The organism is Pseudonocardia sp. SID8383, assembly GCF_009864975.1.
In the GTDB taxonomy this organism is placed as follows: domain Bacteria; phylum Actinomycetota; class Actinomycetes; order Mycobacteriales; family Pseudonocardiaceae; genus Pseudonocardia; species Pseudonocardia alni.
The window spans coordinates 1-16,238 of the sequence record NZ_WWFY01000630.1; the positions used below are offsets into that span (position 1 = coordinate 1).

Sequence of the window (16,238 nt, forward strand, 5' to 3'; positions counted from 1 at the left end):
TCGCCGACCCGCGGGTGCACCTGGTCGGCTACGGCCCGTCGGCGAGCACGATCGGCGCCGACCGGGCCGGTCGCGCCGCGGCGCGCGCGGTCCTGGAGCGGCTACCGGTCGCGGCCGGCGCCTGAGTCGGCGGCCTCCCGGCCGAGCAGCCGGTACTCCCGGATCACCATCACGATGATCGCGATGTCGAGCGCGGCGAGGAACGGCAGCACGACGGAGTGCGTGTGCCAGGCGTGGACCAGCTCGTACACGACGAACATCGCCAGGATCACCACCGCGGGCGGGTAGGCGGGGCGCCAGCGGGTCAGCAGCGCCGCGACCAGGCCGAGCTTGAGCACGCCGTGCAGCCCGAGGTAGACGATGACGAAGGTGCGGTCCCCGCCGGCGAAGCGGTCGACGCCCTCGGTCAGGTGCCGGGCCAGGGTGCCGTCCGGCGGACCGATCAGGTCGCGGGCGAGGATCTGCGCGACGACCCGGTGCAGCCAGTCCCCCGACACCAGTACCAGCGCGACGGCGCCCAGCAGCTCCGCCGCCCCGTCGATGCCCTTCACGACCAGGGCGACGCGGAACAGCTGCTCGGTCCGGCGGGCCGAGGTCGTCGTCGCCGTCGGTCCGGCGGTCACCGGGTGATCCCGGTGTGGCCGAGGGGGTAGCGGCCGGGCTGCGGCCACATGCACAGCCCGCGCGGGCCGTCACCGACCGGGATCCGCCGGATCGGATGGCCGTCGTCGGCGGAGAGCACGTACACCTCCCGGTCGTAGCGCCCGGACGGCCACAGGGTCCGGCCGTCGGCCGAGACGTTACCCATGTCGGGACCCACCTTCCCGGGGATCCGCCGGAGCGCCTCCGTCACCGCGAGCAGGGCTGCGGCGGCCGCCGCGCGCAGCACCTCGCGCCCGGGACGTCCCGGCGGACGGCTCCACCCCTCGCGACCCCACGCCGCGGACTGTAGACCCTGCCCGACCTGCGAATTCGGTGACCCGAGGGAGGATCGGGACGGACCGGACGAGCCGGGCGAGACCGTGGCGCGAACACGCGCCGGGGCGCTACAGTTATTAGCGATGCTCAACAAATCGGGACCGGCCGACCGGTACAAGTGGGTCGCACTGTCGAACACCACGATGGGCGTGCTGATCGTGACGATCAACATGTCGATCCTGCTGATCGCGCTGCCGGACATCTTCCGCGGCATCGGGATCGACCCGCTGGCGCCGGACAACATCGACTACCTGCTGTGGCTGATCATGGGGTACCTCGTCGTCACGGCGGTGCTGGTGGTCAGCTTCGGCCGGCTCGGCGACATGTACGGCCGTACCCGCATGTACAACCTGGGCTTCGCCGTCTTCACGGTGTTCTCGGTGCTGCTGGCCGCCACCTGGATGCAGGGCGACGCCGGCGCGGTCTGGCTGATCACGATGCGGGTGCTGCAGGGTGTCGGCGGGGCGCTGCTGCTCGCCAACTCGACCGCGATCCTCACCGACGCGTTCGGAGTCCACCAGCGCGGGCTCGCGCTCGGGATCAACTCCGTCGCGGCGATCGCCGGCTCGTTCCTCGGACTGGTCGTCGGCGGGGTGCTCGCCCCGGTGAACTGGCACCTGGTGTTCCTGGTGTCGGTCCCGGTCGGGGTGTTCGGCACGATCTGGGCCTACGCCCGGCTCCGCGACACCGGCGCCCGCCGCGCGGCGCGGATCGACTGGTGGGGCAACCTGACGTTCGCGGTCGGGCTCGTCGCCGTCCTGATGGGCATCACCTACGGCATCCAGCCCTACGGCGACGACGTCATGAGCTGGACCAGCCCGCTCGTCCTCGGCCTGATCCTCGGCGGGATCGCGGTGCTGGCGCTGTTCACCTGGATCGAGCGCCGGGTGCCCGAGCCGATGTTCCACGTCTCGCTGTTCTCGATCCGTGCGTTCACCGCGGGCAACATCGCGAGCCTGCTGGCCGCGCTCGGCCGCGGCGGGCTGCAGTTCATCCTGATCATCTGGCTGCAGGGCATCTGGCTGCCCGAGCACGGCTTCCCGTTCGAGACGACACCACTGTGGGCGGGCATCTACATGGTCCCGCTGACGATCGGGTTCCTCGTCGCCGGACCGGTGTCGGGCATCCTGTCCGACCGCTACGGCGCCCGCGCCTTCGCCACGGTCGGGATGCTCGGTGCGGCCGCGACGTTCCTCGCGCTGCTGGCGCTGCCGGTGGACTTCGACTACCGGGCGTTCGCGCTGCTGCTGGCACTCAACGGCCTGGCGATGGGTCTGTTCAGCTCCCCGAACCGGGCGGCGATCATGAACTCGCTGCCCGCGCACCAGCGTGGCGCCGGGGCCGGCATGACCTCGACGTTCCAGAACGCGGCGACGGTGCTGTCGATCGGGGTGTTCTTCTCGCTGCTCATCGCGGGCCTGTCGACGACGCTGCCCACGTCGCTGCACGACGGGCTCGTGGCACAGGGTGTGCCGGAGCTCGCGGCGGACCGGGTCGCGGCGCTGCCGCCGGTCGGGATCCTGTTCGCGGCGCTGCTGGGCTACAACCCGATCGCGACGCTGCTCGGCCCGCAGGTCCTCGGCACGCTGGCGCCCGCACAGTCGGCGTACCTGACCGGGCGGGAGTTCTTCCCGCAGCTGATCTCCGGCCCGTTCGCCGACGGGCTGACCTTCGCGCTCGGGTTCGCCGCCGTCGCCTGCCTGGTCGCCGCGGTGGCGAGCGCACTGCGCGGCGGGAAGTACCACCACGTCGACGGGCCCGTGGTGACCGACGGCGACGCGACCGGCGCGGCGCGGCCGGCGGCGACCCGCGGCTGAGGCCCGCCCGGCACACCGCGACCCCGGCCCGGCGGTGCCGGGGCCGGGGTGTCACGGCGCGGGGGTCAGTCCGCGGCGACCTCGCTGCCGTCCTGGCTCCAGCGGGTGTGGAACTTGCCGTCGGCGTCGGTGCGCGCGTAGGTGTGCGCGCCGAAGTAGTCGCGCAGCCCCTGGATGAGGTTGGCCGGGCCGCGCTCGCGACGGTAGCCGTCGTAGTAGGACAGGCTGGAGGAGAACGCGGGGATCGCCACGCCCTGCTCGGTCGCGGTCACCACGACCCGGCGCCACGCGTCCTGTGCGTTCGCAACGGCCTCGGTGAAGTACGGGACCATCAGCAGGTTGTCCAGGTCCGGGTGGGACTCGTAGGCCTCGGTGATCCGGTTGAGGAACTGGGCGCGGATGATGCAGCCGCCGCGCCAGATCCGGGCCATCGCGCCGAGGTCGAGGCCCCAGTCGTTGGCCTGCGAGGCGGCGCGCATCTGCGCGAAGCCCTGGGCGTAGGCGACGACCTTGGACGCGTAGAGCGCCTGGCGGATGTCCTCGACGAGCTCGTCGCGGTTCTTCCCCGAGCCCGGGGTCGGGCCGCCCAGAGTCGTCGAGGCCTCCCGGCGCTCGTCGCGCAGGTTGGACAGCGTGCGGGCGAACACGGCCTCGGTGATGCCGGTCAACGGGACGCCGAGGTCGAGCGCGTCGATGGCCGTCCAGCGGCCGGTGCCCTTCTGCTCGGCCTGGTCGACGATCACGTCGACGAGCGGCTTCCCGGTCTTCTCATCGGTCTTGGCCAGCACGATGCCGGTGATCTCGATGAGGAAGGACTCGAGGTCGCCCGAGTTCCACTCCTCGAAGATCTTCCCGATCTCCGGCGCGGACAGCCCGGCGACGTGCGTGAGCAGGTCGTAGGCCTCGGCGATGAGCTGGATGTCGGCGTACTCGATGCCGTTGTGCACCATCTTCACGTAGTGCCCGGCGCCGCCGGGGCCGACGTGGGTGCAGCACGGGGTGCCGTCGACGTTCGCGGCGATCGCGGTGAGGATCTCCTCGACCTCGCCGTAGGCCTCCTGCGGGCCGCCGGGCATGATGCTCGGCCCGTTGAGGGCGCCCTCCTCGCCGCCGGACACGCCGATGCCCATGAAGCGCAGCCCGCGCTCGGAGCAGTACGCGGCACGGCGGTCGGTGTCGGGGAAGTGCGAGTTGCCGGCGTCGATGATGATGTCGCCGCTGTCGAGCAGCGGGGCCAGCTCGTCGATGACGGCGTCGACCGGCTTGCCCGCCTTCACCATGACGACGATCTTGCGCGGGGTCTCCAGCGCGTCGACGAACTCCTGCAGCGACTCGGTGCCGGTGAAGGCACCCTCGTCGCCGTAGTCCTTCATGAACTCGGTCGTCTTCGAGGTGGTGCGGTTGTGCACCGCCACCGGGAAGCCACGGCGGGCCATGTTGCGGGCGAGGTTCGCCCCCATCACCGCCAGCCCGGTGACCCCGATCCGGCTCTTCTCCGCCATCAGTGCTTCCTCCGTGTCGTTCGGACGCCGCTGTACCCGACCCATCCTGGCCCGCGGCCCCCGGCGGCGCAGCGAGGAGCGCGTGTCCCCTCGGTCACCCCGCGAGGAAGTCGGCGAGCAGGGCGCTCGCGGTCTCCGGCGCCTCCTCCGGGATCCAGTGCCCGCAGCCCTCGACGCGCTCGAAGCGGAAGTCGTCGACGTACGCCGAGGAGCCCCGCATCTGCCCCTCGGTGAGCGCGAGGTCGCCGTCGCTCCACACCCCCATCGTCGGCACCGTGATCCGCGGGGGCTGCGGGATCGTGGTGGGCACGAACGTCGCCGGGTCGATGTTGGCGCGGTACCAGTTCAGCGACGCCGTCAGGGCGCCCGGCCGGGACAGGTCGGCGAGCTGGCGGGCGGCCATCGGGTGCCCCTCGGGCAGCGTCGCGTGCAGCCAGCCGCGCAGGAACTGCCAGTCGTCGGCCGGCATCACCTGCTCGGCGACGCCGGGGAACTGGAACCAGAGCATGTACCAGGACATCGCCTTCTGCCGGAACCCCGCGGTGGCGAACGCGGCGGGATGCCCGACGGAGAACGCGGCGTAGCGGGTCACCCGCGGCGAGGCGAGGGTGAGGGCCCAGCCGAGGGAGGCGCCCCAGTCGTGCCCGGCGAGGGCGAACCGGTCGATGCCGAGCGCGTCCGCGACGCCGAGGACGTCGGCGGCCAGGGCCCGCATCCGGTAGTGCTCGACCTCGGCCGGCCGGTCGGAGTCCCCGAAGCCGCGCAGGTCCGGGACGACGACCCGGTACCCGGCCCCGGCGACCGCGGCGGCCTGGTGGGTCCACAGGGCGGCCCGGTCCGGCCAGCCGTGCAGCAGCAGGACGGGGCTGCCGTCGCCGCCGGTGTCGTGCACGGACAGGGTGATCTCGGGCAGGGTCGTGCCGGGGACGGTGATCCGCTGCGGGGCCGGGAGCGTCATGGGCCGACCGTATCCCCGGTTCCCGCCCGCTGGGACGCCGCGCACGGCGGGACCGCCGGTGGGGTGACACTGGCCCGATGGTCCGCCTCTCCCCCGACACGGACCGGGACGGCCGGGCCGTGCCGGTGGGCGTGATCGGCCTGGTCGGCGGCGTCGTCGGCGGGCTGATCGGCGGCGGCAGCGGAGTGCTGTTCGTGCCCGCGCTCGACCGGTTCACCGCGATGTCGCGGACCCGGATCCACGGCTCGTCGACGATCGCGAACATCGGGGTCTGCGTCGCCGGTGCGGCCGCCTACGCGCTCGGCGGCGGGTCGCTGGACCTGCGGACCGGCGCCGGGCTGATCGTCGGTGGCACGGTCGGCGGGTGGATCGGCCCGAAGCTGCTGGCGCGCGCGTCGGAGACGCTGCTGCGGGTCCTGCTGGTGGCCGTGCTGGTGCTGACGGCGGCGAAGCTGCTCGTCGACGCGCTGGGCGTGCCGCTGCTCGGCGGGGCGGTGGTGCCGGCGTCGCTGGTCGCCGATCCCTGGTTCCTGTATCCGACGGCGACGGTGGTCGGCCTGGTCATCGGCGCCTGGGCGGGTGCGATGGGACTCGGCGGCGGGCTGCTCGCGGTGCCGGCGATGGTGCTGCTGTTCGGCACGGACCTGCACGTCGCGGCCGGGACCTCGCTGCTGATGTTCATCCCGAACTCGATCGTCGGGACGGTCGTGCACCTGCGTCAGGGCACCGCGTCCGGGAGGTGGGGCACGGTACTGGCGGTGACCGCCGCGCCGGGCACGGTGGCGGGCGCGGTCCTCGGCCTGGCGCTCGACGCGGTCGTGCTGGGGCTGGTGTTCGGCACGTTCGCGACCGCGATGGCGGCGCGCGAGACCGTCGGACTGGTCCGCCGACGACGGGAATGAGTGCGCAGACGACCCGGAACGCGCTACCCTTCAGGGTGCGCTCAGAACACGAGAACGTGGACCAGCACCCTAAGTATAACACGGATGGCAAGACCCCGGCGACCTCCGCTTCCGCCTACGAGGCGGAGCTGACCCGCGAGACCCGGCACCTCCGCGGGCTGCACGCCCTGCTCGACGACGAGCTCGCCGCCGCGGGCGCGCAGGCCCGGGGCGCCGCCGCCGAGCGTGCCGGGGAGCAGCTCAGCGCCCGCTGGGAACGCGACGTGTCGGTGCACCGCGCCTCGGAGCGGGTGCGCACGCTCACCGCGGCCCGCGCGGGACTGTGCTTCGGGCGTCTCGACCACGTCGACGGGGCCGCCCCGACCCGGGTCGGCCGGATCGGGCTGACCGACCCGGCCGACGGCGAGAGCGCGCTGGTCGACTGGCGGGCGCCGGCCGCGCAGCCCTTCTACTGCGCCACCCCGGTCACCCCGCTCGGTGTGACCCGGCGCCGGCACTACACCGTCGCCGGCACCGCGCCGCACGAGCGGGTCGCCGGCTTCCACGACGACCTCCTCGACGGCGACGGGCCCGGCACCGGGACCGTGTCGGCGTCGGACCCCGCGCTCCTCGCCGCCCTCACCGCGCCGCGCGGGACCCGCATGCGCGACATCGTCACCACCATCCAGTCCGAGCAGGACGAGATCATCCGTCTGCCGCTGTCGGGCACCGTCGTGATCGAGGGCGGCCCCGGGACGGGCAAGACCGCCGTCGCGCTGCACCGGATCGCGTACCTGCTCTACACCCACCGCGACCGGCTCGCCCGCAGCGGCGTGCTCGTCGTCGGGCCGAGTGCGGGGTTCGTGCACTACGTCGGCGGGGTACTGCCCGCGCTCGGCGAGTCCGCGGTCGTGTTCACCACCCCCGGACGCCTCGCGCACGGCGTCGTGGCGGAGGCGACCGACCCGCCGGGGACGGCCCGGCTCAAGGGCGACCTCGCGATGGTCGACGTGCTGCGCCGCGCCGTCGACGACCGCCAGGAGCTGCCCGAGGCACCGGTCGCGATCGAGATGGACGACGTCACCGTCGAGATCAGCACGGCGCCGGCCGCCGAGGCGCGCCGCCGGGCCCGTGCCACCGGGCAGCCGCACAACATCGCCCGCGCCACGTTCCGCGACACCCTCGGGCGGCTGCTCGTCGACCAGGGTCTGGAGCGGCTCGAGGTCGGTCTGGAGGACCCGCCGGAGCTCGCGGAGCTGCTGGCGGAGCTGGACATCCCGGAGATCGAGCCCGCCGGGGCGGCCGAGGTGTCGGCCGAGATGCGGGCCGAGCTGCGCGACGCGTTGCGCACCGACCCCCGGTTCCACGCGGCCGTCGAGCAGCTGTGGCCGGTGCTGACCCCGCAGCGGGCCCTGGCCGAGCTGTACGCCGACCCGGACCGGCTGGCCGCCGCGGGTGCTCCGGAGTCGCTGCGGCGGGAACCGGGCACGCCGTGGACCGTGGCCGACGCGCCCCTGCTCGACGAGCTCGCCGAGCTACTCGGCCCGGTCCCCGACGGGACACCCGCCACGGCACCGGAGCCGGACGGCGCCTACGCCGCCGAGGTGCTGACCGTGCTGGAGTCCGCGGACCGGTCGCTCGCCGGGGAGGACCCGGACGAGCTGCGGCCCACCGACTTCGTGACCGCGGACATGCTCGCGCAGCGGCACGTCGCCGGGGTGCCGCTGACCGTGGCCGAGCGCGCGGCGTCGGACCGGGACTGGCGCTACGGGCACCTCGTCGTCGACGAGGCGCAGGAGCTGTCCGCGATGGACTGGCACGTGCTGCTGCGGCGCTGCCCGGCGCGGTCGATCACCGCGGTCGGCGACCTCGCCCAGCGCAGCGCCCCGGCCGGCGCCCGGGCCTGGGCCGACGTGCTCGCCCCGCACCTGGCCGGACGCTGGACGCACCGCACGCTGACGGTGAACTACCGGACGCCGTCGGAGATCATGGACGCCGCCGCGCGGGTGCTGGCGACCTACGCCCCGGACCGTCGCCCGCCGGAGTCGGTGCGCAGCACCGGTGAGCAGCCGTGGACGCGCACGGTCCCGGCCGGGGAGCTCGGCGCCGCGGTCCGCGCCGCCGTCGACGACGAGCGGGCCCGCACCGCCGACGGGACGGTCACCGTCATCGCCCCGCCCGGCACCGACCTGGGGGCCCCCGGCGTGCCGGTGCACACCCCGGTGTCGTCGAAGGGCCTGGAGTTCGACGCCGTCGTGATCGTCGACCCGGAGCGGATCCGGGCGGCCGACCCGGCGGACCTCTACGTCGCGATGACCCGCGCGACGCAGCGGCTCGGGCTCCTGGAGGTGACCGGCTAGAACGCCGGCCAGGGGATGGCCGGGCCGTAGCCGTCCGGGCCGGGGAAGCGCGGCTCGGCGAGCAGGTGGTCGATCCGGGAGCGCAGCGCCGCGACCTCGCGGCGGGTGACGTGCTCGCCGAGGACGTCGGCGAACTCACCGGCCAGCCGGGCGCGCAGCTCCTTGAGGACGGCCGTGTGCTCCTCGCCGAGCTCGTCCCCGACCCAGCCCCACAGGACGGTGCGCAGCTTCGGCTCGGTGTGCAGGGTCAGGCCGTGGTCCACGCCGTAGACGTCGCCGTCCCCGGCGAGGATCACGTGCCCGCCCTTGCGGTCGGCGTTGTTGACGACGACGTCGAACAGCGCCATGTCCCGCAGCTGAGGGTGGTCGGCGTGGACCAGCACCACCGGGTCCCCCGCGCCGTCCCGGGCACGGAGCACCGGCAGCCAGCCGCCGGGGATCTCGTGCGGCTCGCACAGCTCGACCAGCGACTCGGTGGCGAGCTGGACGGTCTCCTCGGTGATGTCGCCGTCCAGCTCGTCGCCCGCGTCGTCGGCGGGCGGCTCGGACAGGGCGCTCTCGTCACCCGAGGAGACCCAGGCCTGCACCATGCCGGTCCCGAACGGGGCCTGGTCGCGCAGCACCGTGGGCGGGACGACGTCGAGCCCGGAGATCTGGGAGACGAGGAAGGCACCGACCTCGCGCCCGGCGAGGGTGCCGTCCGGGAAGTCCCACAGCGGGCGCTCCCCGCGCACCGGCTTGTACACGCAGCGCAGCTCGACACCGTCGAGGGAGACGGTCCCGAACAGGGTGGCGTTGGAGGCGTCGACCATCCGGCCCGTGATGTCCATGCGGCCGGTGCGCAGGACCTCGAACACCGCGGGGTCGCGCAGGTCGAGCGTCACTCCGTCCCGGCCACGGGGTTGCGGTCGTGGTAGCCGTTGAGGCGCACGCAGACGTGGCCCTCGGGGTCGAGCGGCTCGGCGCACAGCGGGCACGGGGCACGGCCCGCGTCGACGACCTTCTCGGCGCGCTCGGCGAAGGCCTTGGCCGCCGTCGGGGACAGGAACACGCGCAGCGCGTCCGGGCCCTCCTCGGTGTCGTCGAGGACGACCGACTCGTCGATCTCCTCCTCGGTGACCGCGAGCAGCTCGACGACGATCGAGCTCGAGTCGGCGTCCCAGCCCAGGCCCATGGTCCCGACCCGGAACTCCTCCTCCAGCGGGACCGCGAGCGGGTCGCTGTCCGAGGACCCCGTGGCCACGGTCGCGCCGAGCAGGTTGTCCTCGCCGAAGCGCTTCGACACCTCGCCCAGCAGCGCCGTGATGCGTTCGGCCAGCACCGAGACCTGCTGTTTCTCCAGCAGCACACTGATCGTGCGGCTGCTCTCGATCGCCTGCAGGTAGAAGGCGCGATCGCCGGGCTCGCCGACGGTCCCGGCCACGAAGCGGTCGGGTCGGCGGAAGACGTGGATGACGCGTGCCATGACCCTTCCCAGGGTAGGCGTATCCGGCTGCGGGGGCATCCCCGCGGTCACCTGTGGGTGCGTCCACCAGGGACGATGCGAGGTGGATCACCCCGCCTCACGCGTTCGTGGAACCCCCGACCACGGCGTCGGAGGCGTTCACCGGCTGTTCCTCGCCCTCGGCGGGCTTCGGCTTGGGGACCAGGCTCGCGACGTCGCCGGACTGCTCGTTCATCCGCGCGACGAACGGCCGCAGCTCGGTGTAGGTGACGACGCTCACCGAGCAGGTGTCGACGACGATCCGCTGGAAGTTGTCGAGGTGGCTGGCCAGCGCGTCGGCGAGGATCGCCTTGATCACGTCCCCGTGGCTGCAGGCCAGGACGATCGCGTCCTCGCCGTGCTCGGCCCGGACCCGGGCGACGTGGCGACGCACCGCCGCGACCGAGCGGGCCTGCATCCCGGCCAGGGACTCGCCGTCCGGGAAGGTCGCGGCCGACGGGTGTGCCTGGACGACCTTCCACAGGTCCTCCTTGAGCAGGTCGGTGATCTTCCGCCCGGTCCACGCGCCGTAGTCGACCTCGGCCAGGTCGTCCTCGACGACCGGCTCCAGCCCGCGGGCCGCCGCGAGCGGCGCGACGGTCTGGCGGCACCGCTCCAGCGGGGAGGTCACGACCGAGGCGATCGGCAGGGCCGCGAGCCGGTCGACGACGGCCGCCGCCTGCTCCCGGCCGCGGTCGTCGAGCTCCACACCCGGGGTACGCCCGGCCAGCACGCCCGCGGTGTTCGCGGTGGACCGGCCGTGCCGCAGCAGGATCAAGGTCGTCACGCCGACCGAGGCTACGGGAGTGACGGCGGTCAGTACGCGCTGACCGCGCCGAGCGACAGGGCGGCGAGCAGGGCGACACCGAGCGCGATCCGGTAGGCGACGAACACGTAGACGGTGTTGTTCTGCACGAACCGGAGCAGCCAGGCGATCACCGCGTAGCCGACGACGAACGCGACCACCACCGCCACGAGCATCTGCGCCCCGGACGGGCCGTCGCCGGCGAACACGTCGGGCAGCGTGAACAGGCCGGCCCCGAACACCGACGGGATCGCCAGCAGGAACGAGTACCGCACGATCGCGGGCCGGGTCAGCCCCAGGAACAGGCCGGCGGTGATCGTGCCACCGGACCGCGAGACGCCCGGGATCAGCGCCATGGCCTGGGCGAAGCCGAGCAGGATGCCGTCCTTGACGGTGATCCGTTCGACCGGTTTGACCTGCTTGCCGAAGCGCTCGGCCAGGCCGAGCAGGACACCGAACACGATCAGCGTGGTCGCGACCAGCCAGAGGTTCCGGGCGACGCCCTCGATCTGGTCCTTGAACAGCACCCCGAGCACCGCGATCGGGACCGACCCGATGATGACCAGCCAGGCCAGCCGGTAGTCGTCGGTGGCGCGGACCTCGGCGTCGCGGAACCCGCGCACCCAGGTGAGGAACAGGTGCCAGATGTCCTTGGCGAAGTAGACGATCACCGCGGCCTCGGTGCCGAGCTGGGAGACGGCGGTGAACGCCGCCCCCGGGTCCCGGCCGAAACCGACCGCCGAGACGATCCGCAGGTGCGCCGAGGAGGACACCGGGAGGAACTCGGTGAGCCCCTGGACGATCCCGAGGACGACGACCTCGAGCCAGCTCACGACCGGCTCCCGTCGCGGCCGCGGGCCGGGGCGCCCCGGTCCGGCGTCGTCCGGTCCTGGCGGCTCGGCTCCTGGATGATCACGGGCCGTCACCGTACTCGCCGAGACGGGGGTCACTCTGCGCGCCCTCACCGGTCCCGCGGGCCCGCGCGCCTAGGCTCGGCGACCGTGCAACGCAGACCGGTGGGCAGCAGCGGCCTCGAGGTGTCGCGGGTCGGCCTGGGCACCATGACCTGGGGCGAGGACACCTCCCCCGCCGATGCCGCGGACCAGCTGCGCGCGTTCGTCGACGTCGGCGGGACCCTCGTCGAGACCGCCGAGGACTACGGCGGCGGCGCCGCCCAGCAGGTGCTCGGCGGGCTGCTGCGGGGCACCGTGCGTCGCGACGACGTCGTCCTCGCCGGACGCGGCACGGCCGCCCCCGACGCGGGTGAACGGGCCTCGCGGACCGCGCTGCTGCGCTCACTGGACCGCACGCTGCGCCGGCTGGGCACCGGGCACCTGGACCTGTGGCAGTTCCCCGGCTGGGACCCCCGGGTGCCGCTGGACGAGACGCTGTCCGCGGTGCAGGTCGCCGTCTACTCCGGACGGGTACGCTACGCCGGGCTGGTCGCCCCGGCCGGCTGGCAGCTGGCGACCGTCGCGGGTGGCGCCACCGCCGGGCCCGACCCGGCCGTCTGCCGTCCGGTGTCGGCGCAGGTGGAGTACTCGCTGCTCGCCCGGGAACCGGAGGCCGAGCTCCTGCCCGCCGCCCGGTACCACGGCCTCGGGCTGCTGGCCTGGGCTCCGCTGGGCCGGGGGGTGCTCACGGGCAAGTACACCGACGGCACCCCGGCGGACTCGCGGGGCGCGAGCGCGCTGCTGGCCTCGTACGTGGAGGCGCGCCGCACCGAGCACTCGGCGCGGATCGTCCAGTCGGTCCTCACCGCCGCCGACGGGCTCGGCACCTCACCGCTGTCGGTGGCGCTGACCTGGGTGCGGGACCGCCCGGGGGTGGCCTCGGCCGTCGTCGGGGCGCGGGACGCGGCCCAGCTGCGGGCCTCGCTCGCAGCCGAGGACCTCGTGCTGCCCGCCGAGATCCGCACCGCGCTCGACGACGTGAGCGACCCCGTCTGAGCCTCCCCCGCCGGCCCGGGTGCCCTTTACAGTGGGAATGCCCGACGCGACACCCACCGTTCACCCGGTGGGCACCGACGAGCACGGCACGACCGGGAGGCACGCATGACCGAGGGCGCTGGGAACGGGTCGGAGGACTCCGCCGCCGGGAATCGGGTGGCCGGGACTCGGGACGGCGACGGCTGGACCGACGACCGGTACGAGTACCGCCCGGTCCGCATCGAGGGGGACGTCTCCCGGCTGACGGCGTCGGTGCGGCTGGCGATCCAAGCCGAGTTCTCCGGCTGGGAGCTGTCCCGGCTGCGCCTCTACCCCGGCGGCGTGCGCAAGATCGTGCTGCGACGACGGCTCGGCGCCCAGCAGGGCCTGCTGCCCGAGCCCACCTTCTGACGGTCCCCGCCCGTCAGCCGCCGTAGGGCACCGTGATGAGCTCCAGGCGGTGCCCGGACGGGTCGTCGAAGTACACGCCCCGGCCGCCGTCGTGGGTGTTGATCTCGCCGGGACGGCTCCCGCCGGGGTCTGCCCAGTACTGCCGGCCGCGGGCGGTGATCCGGGCGAACGCGGCGTCGAACTCGTCGTCGGAGACCAGGAACGCGTAGTGCTGCGGGACGATCGTCGCCGGGTCGGCGTCCATGAAGTCCAGGTCGACGCCGTTGGCGACACGCACGACCCGGAACGGCCCGAACGACGTCGGCTCGGGCAGTCCCAGGATCTCGGCGAGGTACGCCGCCCCGGCGCGCTTGTCCCGGGAGTGGACGATGGTGTGGTTCAGCTCGGCCATGCGCCCAGGATGTGACCTGCACCGCCGTTCAGGTCAAGACCCCTCTCAGGCGTCCTGCCAGCCGACGTCCGGCGGCGTGCCCGCCCCGCGCGGGCTGGGCACCCCCCGGAAGCCGTAGGGCGCGGGCTCGCGGCCGGGCTGCACGTACCAGCACTCCCCCGGCTCGCCCCGCTCCAGGATCTGCTCGACGGCCGCGGCGACGTCGTCGGCACCCAGCAGCGGGAAGTCGCCGAACTGGGCGCGGACGTTGCCGATCAGCGGTGTGTCGGCGAACCCGGGACACACGGCGGTGACCCGGATGCCCTCCCCCGCCAGCGCCGGGCCCGCGGCCCGGACGTAGCCGACGACGGCGTGCTTGGTCGCGGTGTAGAGCGCGTCGCCGGGCAGGCCGATCAGCCCGGCCAGCGATGCGGTCGCCACCACGTGCCCGCCCCCGGCGCGGCGCAGCGCCGGGACGGCGGCGTTGAGCCCGAACACCACGTGGTCGAGGTTCACGCCGAGGATGCGCCGGTAGCCGTCCAGGTCGAGGTCGGTGACGCCGGACTGGCCCGCCGTGATGCCGGCGTTGAGCAGCACGATGTCGAGCCGCCCGAAACGCTCCTCGGCCGCGGCCACCGCGGCGGCCATCGCCGCGGGGTCGGTGACGTCGGCCGCGTGGGCGAGCCCACCGGCCCTCTCCGCGACGGCCGCGGCGCCGTCGGCGTCCCGGTCGACGACCACGACCTGCGCACCTGCCGCCACCAGCCGGTCGACCGCGGCCGCGCCGATGCCCGACGCGCCTCCGGTGACCAGGGCGACCTTGCCCGAGAGATCCATGCCGCCACCCTGCCACCCGGCGGCCGGTGCCGTCACGGAGCGGGGTGCCGGGCCCGGCCGGGCCCGGCGTCCCCGTCACACCGTGCGCAGGAAGCGGTCGAGCACCCGGGTGCCGAACCTCAGCGCGTCCACCGGCACCCGCTCGTCGATGCCGTGGAACAGCGACGCGAAGTCCAGCTCCGGGGGGAGCCGCAGCGGCGCGAAGCCGTAGCACTTCATGCCCAGCGTCGAGAACGCCTTCGCGTCGGTCCCCCCGGACAGCATGTACGGGACGATCTCGGCGGTCGGGTCCTCGGTGCGCAGCGCGGCCTGCATCGCGTCGGTCAGTGCACCCTCGAACGGCGTCTCGACGGCGGGCAGGTCGGTGACCCACTCGCGCTCGACGTCCGGGCCGAGCAGCTCGTCGACCTCGCGCAGGAACGCCTCCTCGCGGCCCGGCAGCACCCGGCAGTCGACGACCGCCTCGGCCGTCGACGGGATGACGTTGGCCTTGTACCCGGCGTCGAGCATCGTCGGGTTCGCGGTGTCCCGGACGGTCGCGCCGATGATCCGCGAGATCGGGCCGAGCTTGGCCAGTGCGCCCTCGAGGTCGTCCTCCGGGTACTCGACGCCGGTCAGCTCGGTCATCCGGTCCAGGAACGCCTGCACCGTGTCGGTGATCGTGAGCGGGAACGTGTGGTTCCCGAGCCGGGCGACGGCCTCGGCCAGGATGGTGACGGCGTTGTCGTCGTGCAGGAACGAGCCGTGGCCGGGCTTGCCCCTGGCCCGCAGCCGCATCCAGGCGATGCCCTTCTCCGCGGCCTCGATCAGGTACGCCCGCTGGTCCTCACCGAGGGTCAGCGAGAACCCGCCGACCTCTCCGACGGCCTCCGTGCACCCCTCGAAGAGATCGGGCCGGTGCTCGACCAGCCACTGCGCGCCCCACTTCCCGCCGGCCTCCTCGTCGGCGACGAAGGCCCACACGATGTCCCGCGGCGGGACGACGCCCTCACGCTTGAAGCGGCGGGCGACCGCCAGCATCATCGCGTCCATGTCCTTCATGTCGACGGCGCCGCGGCCCCAGACGTAGCCGTCCTGCACGGCCCCGGAGAACGGGTGCACCGACCACTCGCGCGCGTCCGCGGGGACGACGTCGAGGTGGCCGTGCATCAGCAGTGCACCGCGGGAGCGGTCGGCGCCCTCGAGCCGGGCGATCACGTTCATCCGCCCGGGCATACCGGACTCGACCAGCTCGACCTCGTAGCCGACCTCGCGCAGCTTGTCCGCGACGTAGTCGGCCGCCTCGGCCTCACCGACGAGGGTCTCCGGGTCGGCGGTGTTGGTCGTGTCGATCCGGATCAGCTCCGAACACAGCTGCACGACCTCGTCCTCGGCGCTGGTCGGGTCGTCGTTCGCTGAAGCGGTCATGGGCGTCGTTCTACCACCGGCGACGCGTGCCGACCCCGCCGCAACCCGGCCGTGGGCCTCGGCTATGCTTCCCTCACGACGCGATCGAGAGATCGCGACGTCCGAGTGGCGGAATGGCAGACGCGCTAGCTTGAGGTGCTAGTCCCCGTATAAGGGGGTGGGGGTTCAAGTCCCCCCTCGGACACACATCCTCCGAAACCGGTCACGGTCCTCCGTGGCCGGTTTCGTGCGTTCCGGGCCCGTCGCCCACCCGTGAGGGTGGATCGGCGCGCCGGGCCCGTCGCCGGGCGGGCGGGACAGACACGGCGCGCCACCACCGGCGGCAGGTCCCGGGGGACGGGCACGGCCCCACAACCGGGTCAGCGCGGATCACGGACCCGGGTGCCGACGGCCAGCACCGCCCCCACCGCCGCGGCCCCGGCGAGCACCGCGAACAACTGCGGGTAGCCCCCGAGCGGCCCGGCCAGCGCCGCGCCGGCCCACGGCGAGACCGCCACCGCC

Annotated in this window: 16 protein-coding genes, 1 tRNA gene and 1 pseudogene; 7 read left to right on the plus strand and 11 right to left on the minus strand. The window is 73.8% G+C overall.

Going from position 1 to position 16,238, the window contains the following annotated elements; all coding sequences use genetic code 11:
• Positions 1–125, plus strand: a pseudogene (locus tag GTW08_RS15480) (pyridine nucleotide-disulfide oxidoreductase); the annotation flags it as partial.
• Here GTW08_RS15480 and GTW08_RS15485 read toward each other — a convergent pair.
• Together GTW08_RS15485 and GTW08_RS15490 are read right to left on the minus strand one after the other, a co-directional pair.
• The gene (locus tag GTW08_RS15485; protein ID WP_073575451.1) at positions 102–623 is read right to left on the minus strand and encodes a DUF2127 domain-containing protein; all 522 of its coding nucleotides are present in this window, start codon (positions 621–623) and stop codon (positions 102–104) included. The pseudogene GTW08_RS15480 and the gene GTW08_RS15485 overlap by 24 nt on opposite strands.
• Positions 620–808, minus strand: coding sequence for a YncE family protein (locus GTW08_RS15490; RefSeq protein WP_237453875.1), 189 nt, complete (start codon positions 806–808; stop codon positions 620–622). Before GTW08_RS15490 ends, GTW08_RS15485 begins: the two co-directional genes overlap by 4 nt.
• A gap of 253 nt (positions 809–1,061) precedes the next feature.
• On the opposite strand from GTW08_RS15490, the gene GTW08_RS15495 reads away from it, so the two are divergent.
• Positions 1,062–2,795: an MFS transporter gene (locus GTW08_RS15495; RefSeq protein ID WP_139282794.1), complete on the plus strand. Its 1,734-nt coding sequence runs from the start codon at positions 1,062–1,064 to the stop codon at positions 2,793–2,795.
• Between the two features lie 65 nt (positions 2,796–2,860).
• On the opposite strand, the gene gndA is transcribed toward GTW08_RS15495, so the two are convergent.
• Both gndA and GTW08_RS15505 read right to left on the minus strand, forming a co-directional pair.
• Positions 2,861–4,297, minus strand: coding sequence for an NADP-dependent phosphogluconate dehydrogenase (gene gndA, locus GTW08_RS15500; protein WP_161152111.1), 1,437 nt, complete (start codon positions 4,295–4,297; stop codon positions 2,861–2,863).
• A 94-nt stretch (positions 4,298–4,391) separates the two neighbouring features.
• Entirely contained in the window at positions 4,392–5,255 is an 864-nt protein-coding gene (locus tag GTW08_RS15505; protein WP_161152112.1) for an alpha/beta fold hydrolase, read from the minus strand.
• A 77-nt stretch (positions 5,256–5,332) separates the two neighbouring features.
• Between GTW08_RS15505 and GTW08_RS15510 the strand changes: the two genes are divergently transcribed.
• Positions 5,333–6,157 (plus strand): sulfite exporter TauE/SafE family protein, encoded by an 825-nt coding sequence (locus GTW08_RS15510; RefSeq protein WP_161152113.1) that lies wholly within the window; start codon positions 5,333–5,335, stop codon positions 6,155–6,157.
• Between the two features lie 56 nt (positions 6,158–6,213).
• Entirely contained in the window at positions 6,214–8,496 is a 2,283-nt protein-coding gene (locus GTW08_RS15515; protein ID WP_337826462.1) for a UvrD-helicase domain-containing protein, read from the plus strand.
• Here GTW08_RS15515 and GTW08_RS15520 read toward each other — a convergent pair.
• From GTW08_RS15520 to GTW08_RS15535, 4 genes are all read right to left on the minus strand, one after another.
• Positions 8,493–9,380 carry an SCO1664 family protein gene (locus GTW08_RS15520; RefSeq protein ID WP_304580108.1) on the minus strand — a complete coding sequence of 296 codons (888 nt, stop codon included), beginning with the start codon at positions 9,378–9,380 and terminating at the stop codon, positions 8,493–8,495. The two genes, GTW08_RS15515 and GTW08_RS15520, sit on opposite strands and share 4 nt — an antisense overlap.
• Positions 9,377–9,961, minus strand: a complete 585-nt coding sequence (locus GTW08_RS15525) for a DUF3090 domain-containing protein (protein ID WP_073575457.1) — start codon at positions 9,959–9,961, stop codon at positions 9,377–9,379. The genes GTW08_RS15520 and GTW08_RS15525 overlap by 4 nt, the downstream gene beginning before the upstream one ends.
• Before the next feature lie 97 nt (positions 9,962–10,058).
• A complete protein-coding gene (locus GTW08_RS15530; RefSeq protein ID WP_073575458.1) occupies positions 10,059–10,766 on the minus strand; it encodes a histidine phosphatase family protein in 708 nt (235 codons plus the stop codon).
• A gap of 29 nt (positions 10,767–10,795) precedes the next feature.
• Complete coding sequence (locus GTW08_RS15535) at positions 10,796–11,617, minus strand: undecaprenyl-diphosphate phosphatase (protein WP_073575459.1); 822 nt, start codon at positions 11,615–11,617, stop codon at positions 10,796–10,798.
• A 168-nt stretch (positions 11,618–11,785) separates the two neighbouring features.
• Here GTW08_RS15535 and GTW08_RS15540 point away from each other — a divergent pair, with 168 nt between their 5' ends.
• Together GTW08_RS15540 and GTW08_RS32520 are read left to right on the plus strand one after the other, a co-directional pair.
• Complete coding sequence (locus tag GTW08_RS15540; RefSeq protein ID WP_073575460.1) at positions 11,786–12,733, plus strand: aldo/keto reductase; 948 nt, start codon at positions 11,786–11,788, stop codon at positions 12,731–12,733.
• 105 nt (positions 12,734–12,838) lie between these two features.
• Positions 12,839–13,123 (plus strand): DUF5703 family protein, encoded by a 285-nt coding sequence (locus GTW08_RS32520; RefSeq protein ID WP_062400830.1) that lies wholly within the window; start codon positions 12,839–12,841, stop codon positions 13,121–13,123.
• Positions 13,124–13,136: 13 nt separating this feature from the next.
• Here GTW08_RS32520 and GTW08_RS15550 read toward each other — a convergent pair whose 3' ends face one another.
• The 3 genes from GTW08_RS15550 to GTW08_RS15560 form a co-directional block, all read right to left on the minus strand.
• Positions 13,137–13,514 (minus strand): VOC family protein, encoded by a 378-nt coding sequence (locus tag GTW08_RS15550; protein WP_073575461.1) that lies wholly within the window; start codon positions 13,512–13,514, stop codon positions 13,137–13,139.
• Between the two features lie 45 nt (positions 13,515–13,559).
• On the minus strand, positions 13,560–14,330 hold the full coding sequence (locus GTW08_RS15555) for an SDR family oxidoreductase (RefSeq protein WP_073575525.1): 771 nt from the start codon (positions 14,328–14,330) through the stop codon (positions 13,560–13,562).
• Between the two features lie 75 nt (positions 14,331–14,405).
• Positions 14,406–15,737: a M20/M25/M40 family metallo-hydrolase gene (locus GTW08_RS15560; protein ID WP_161152115.1), complete on the minus strand. Its 1,332-nt coding sequence runs from the start codon at positions 15,735–15,737 to the stop codon at positions 14,406–14,408.
• Between the two features lie 99 nt (positions 15,738–15,836).
• Here GTW08_RS15560 and GTW08_RS15565 point away from each other — a divergent pair.
• Positions 15,837–15,921, plus strand: a tRNA-Leu gene (locus GTW08_RS15565).
• Positions 15,922–16,238 lie beyond the last annotated feature (317 nt).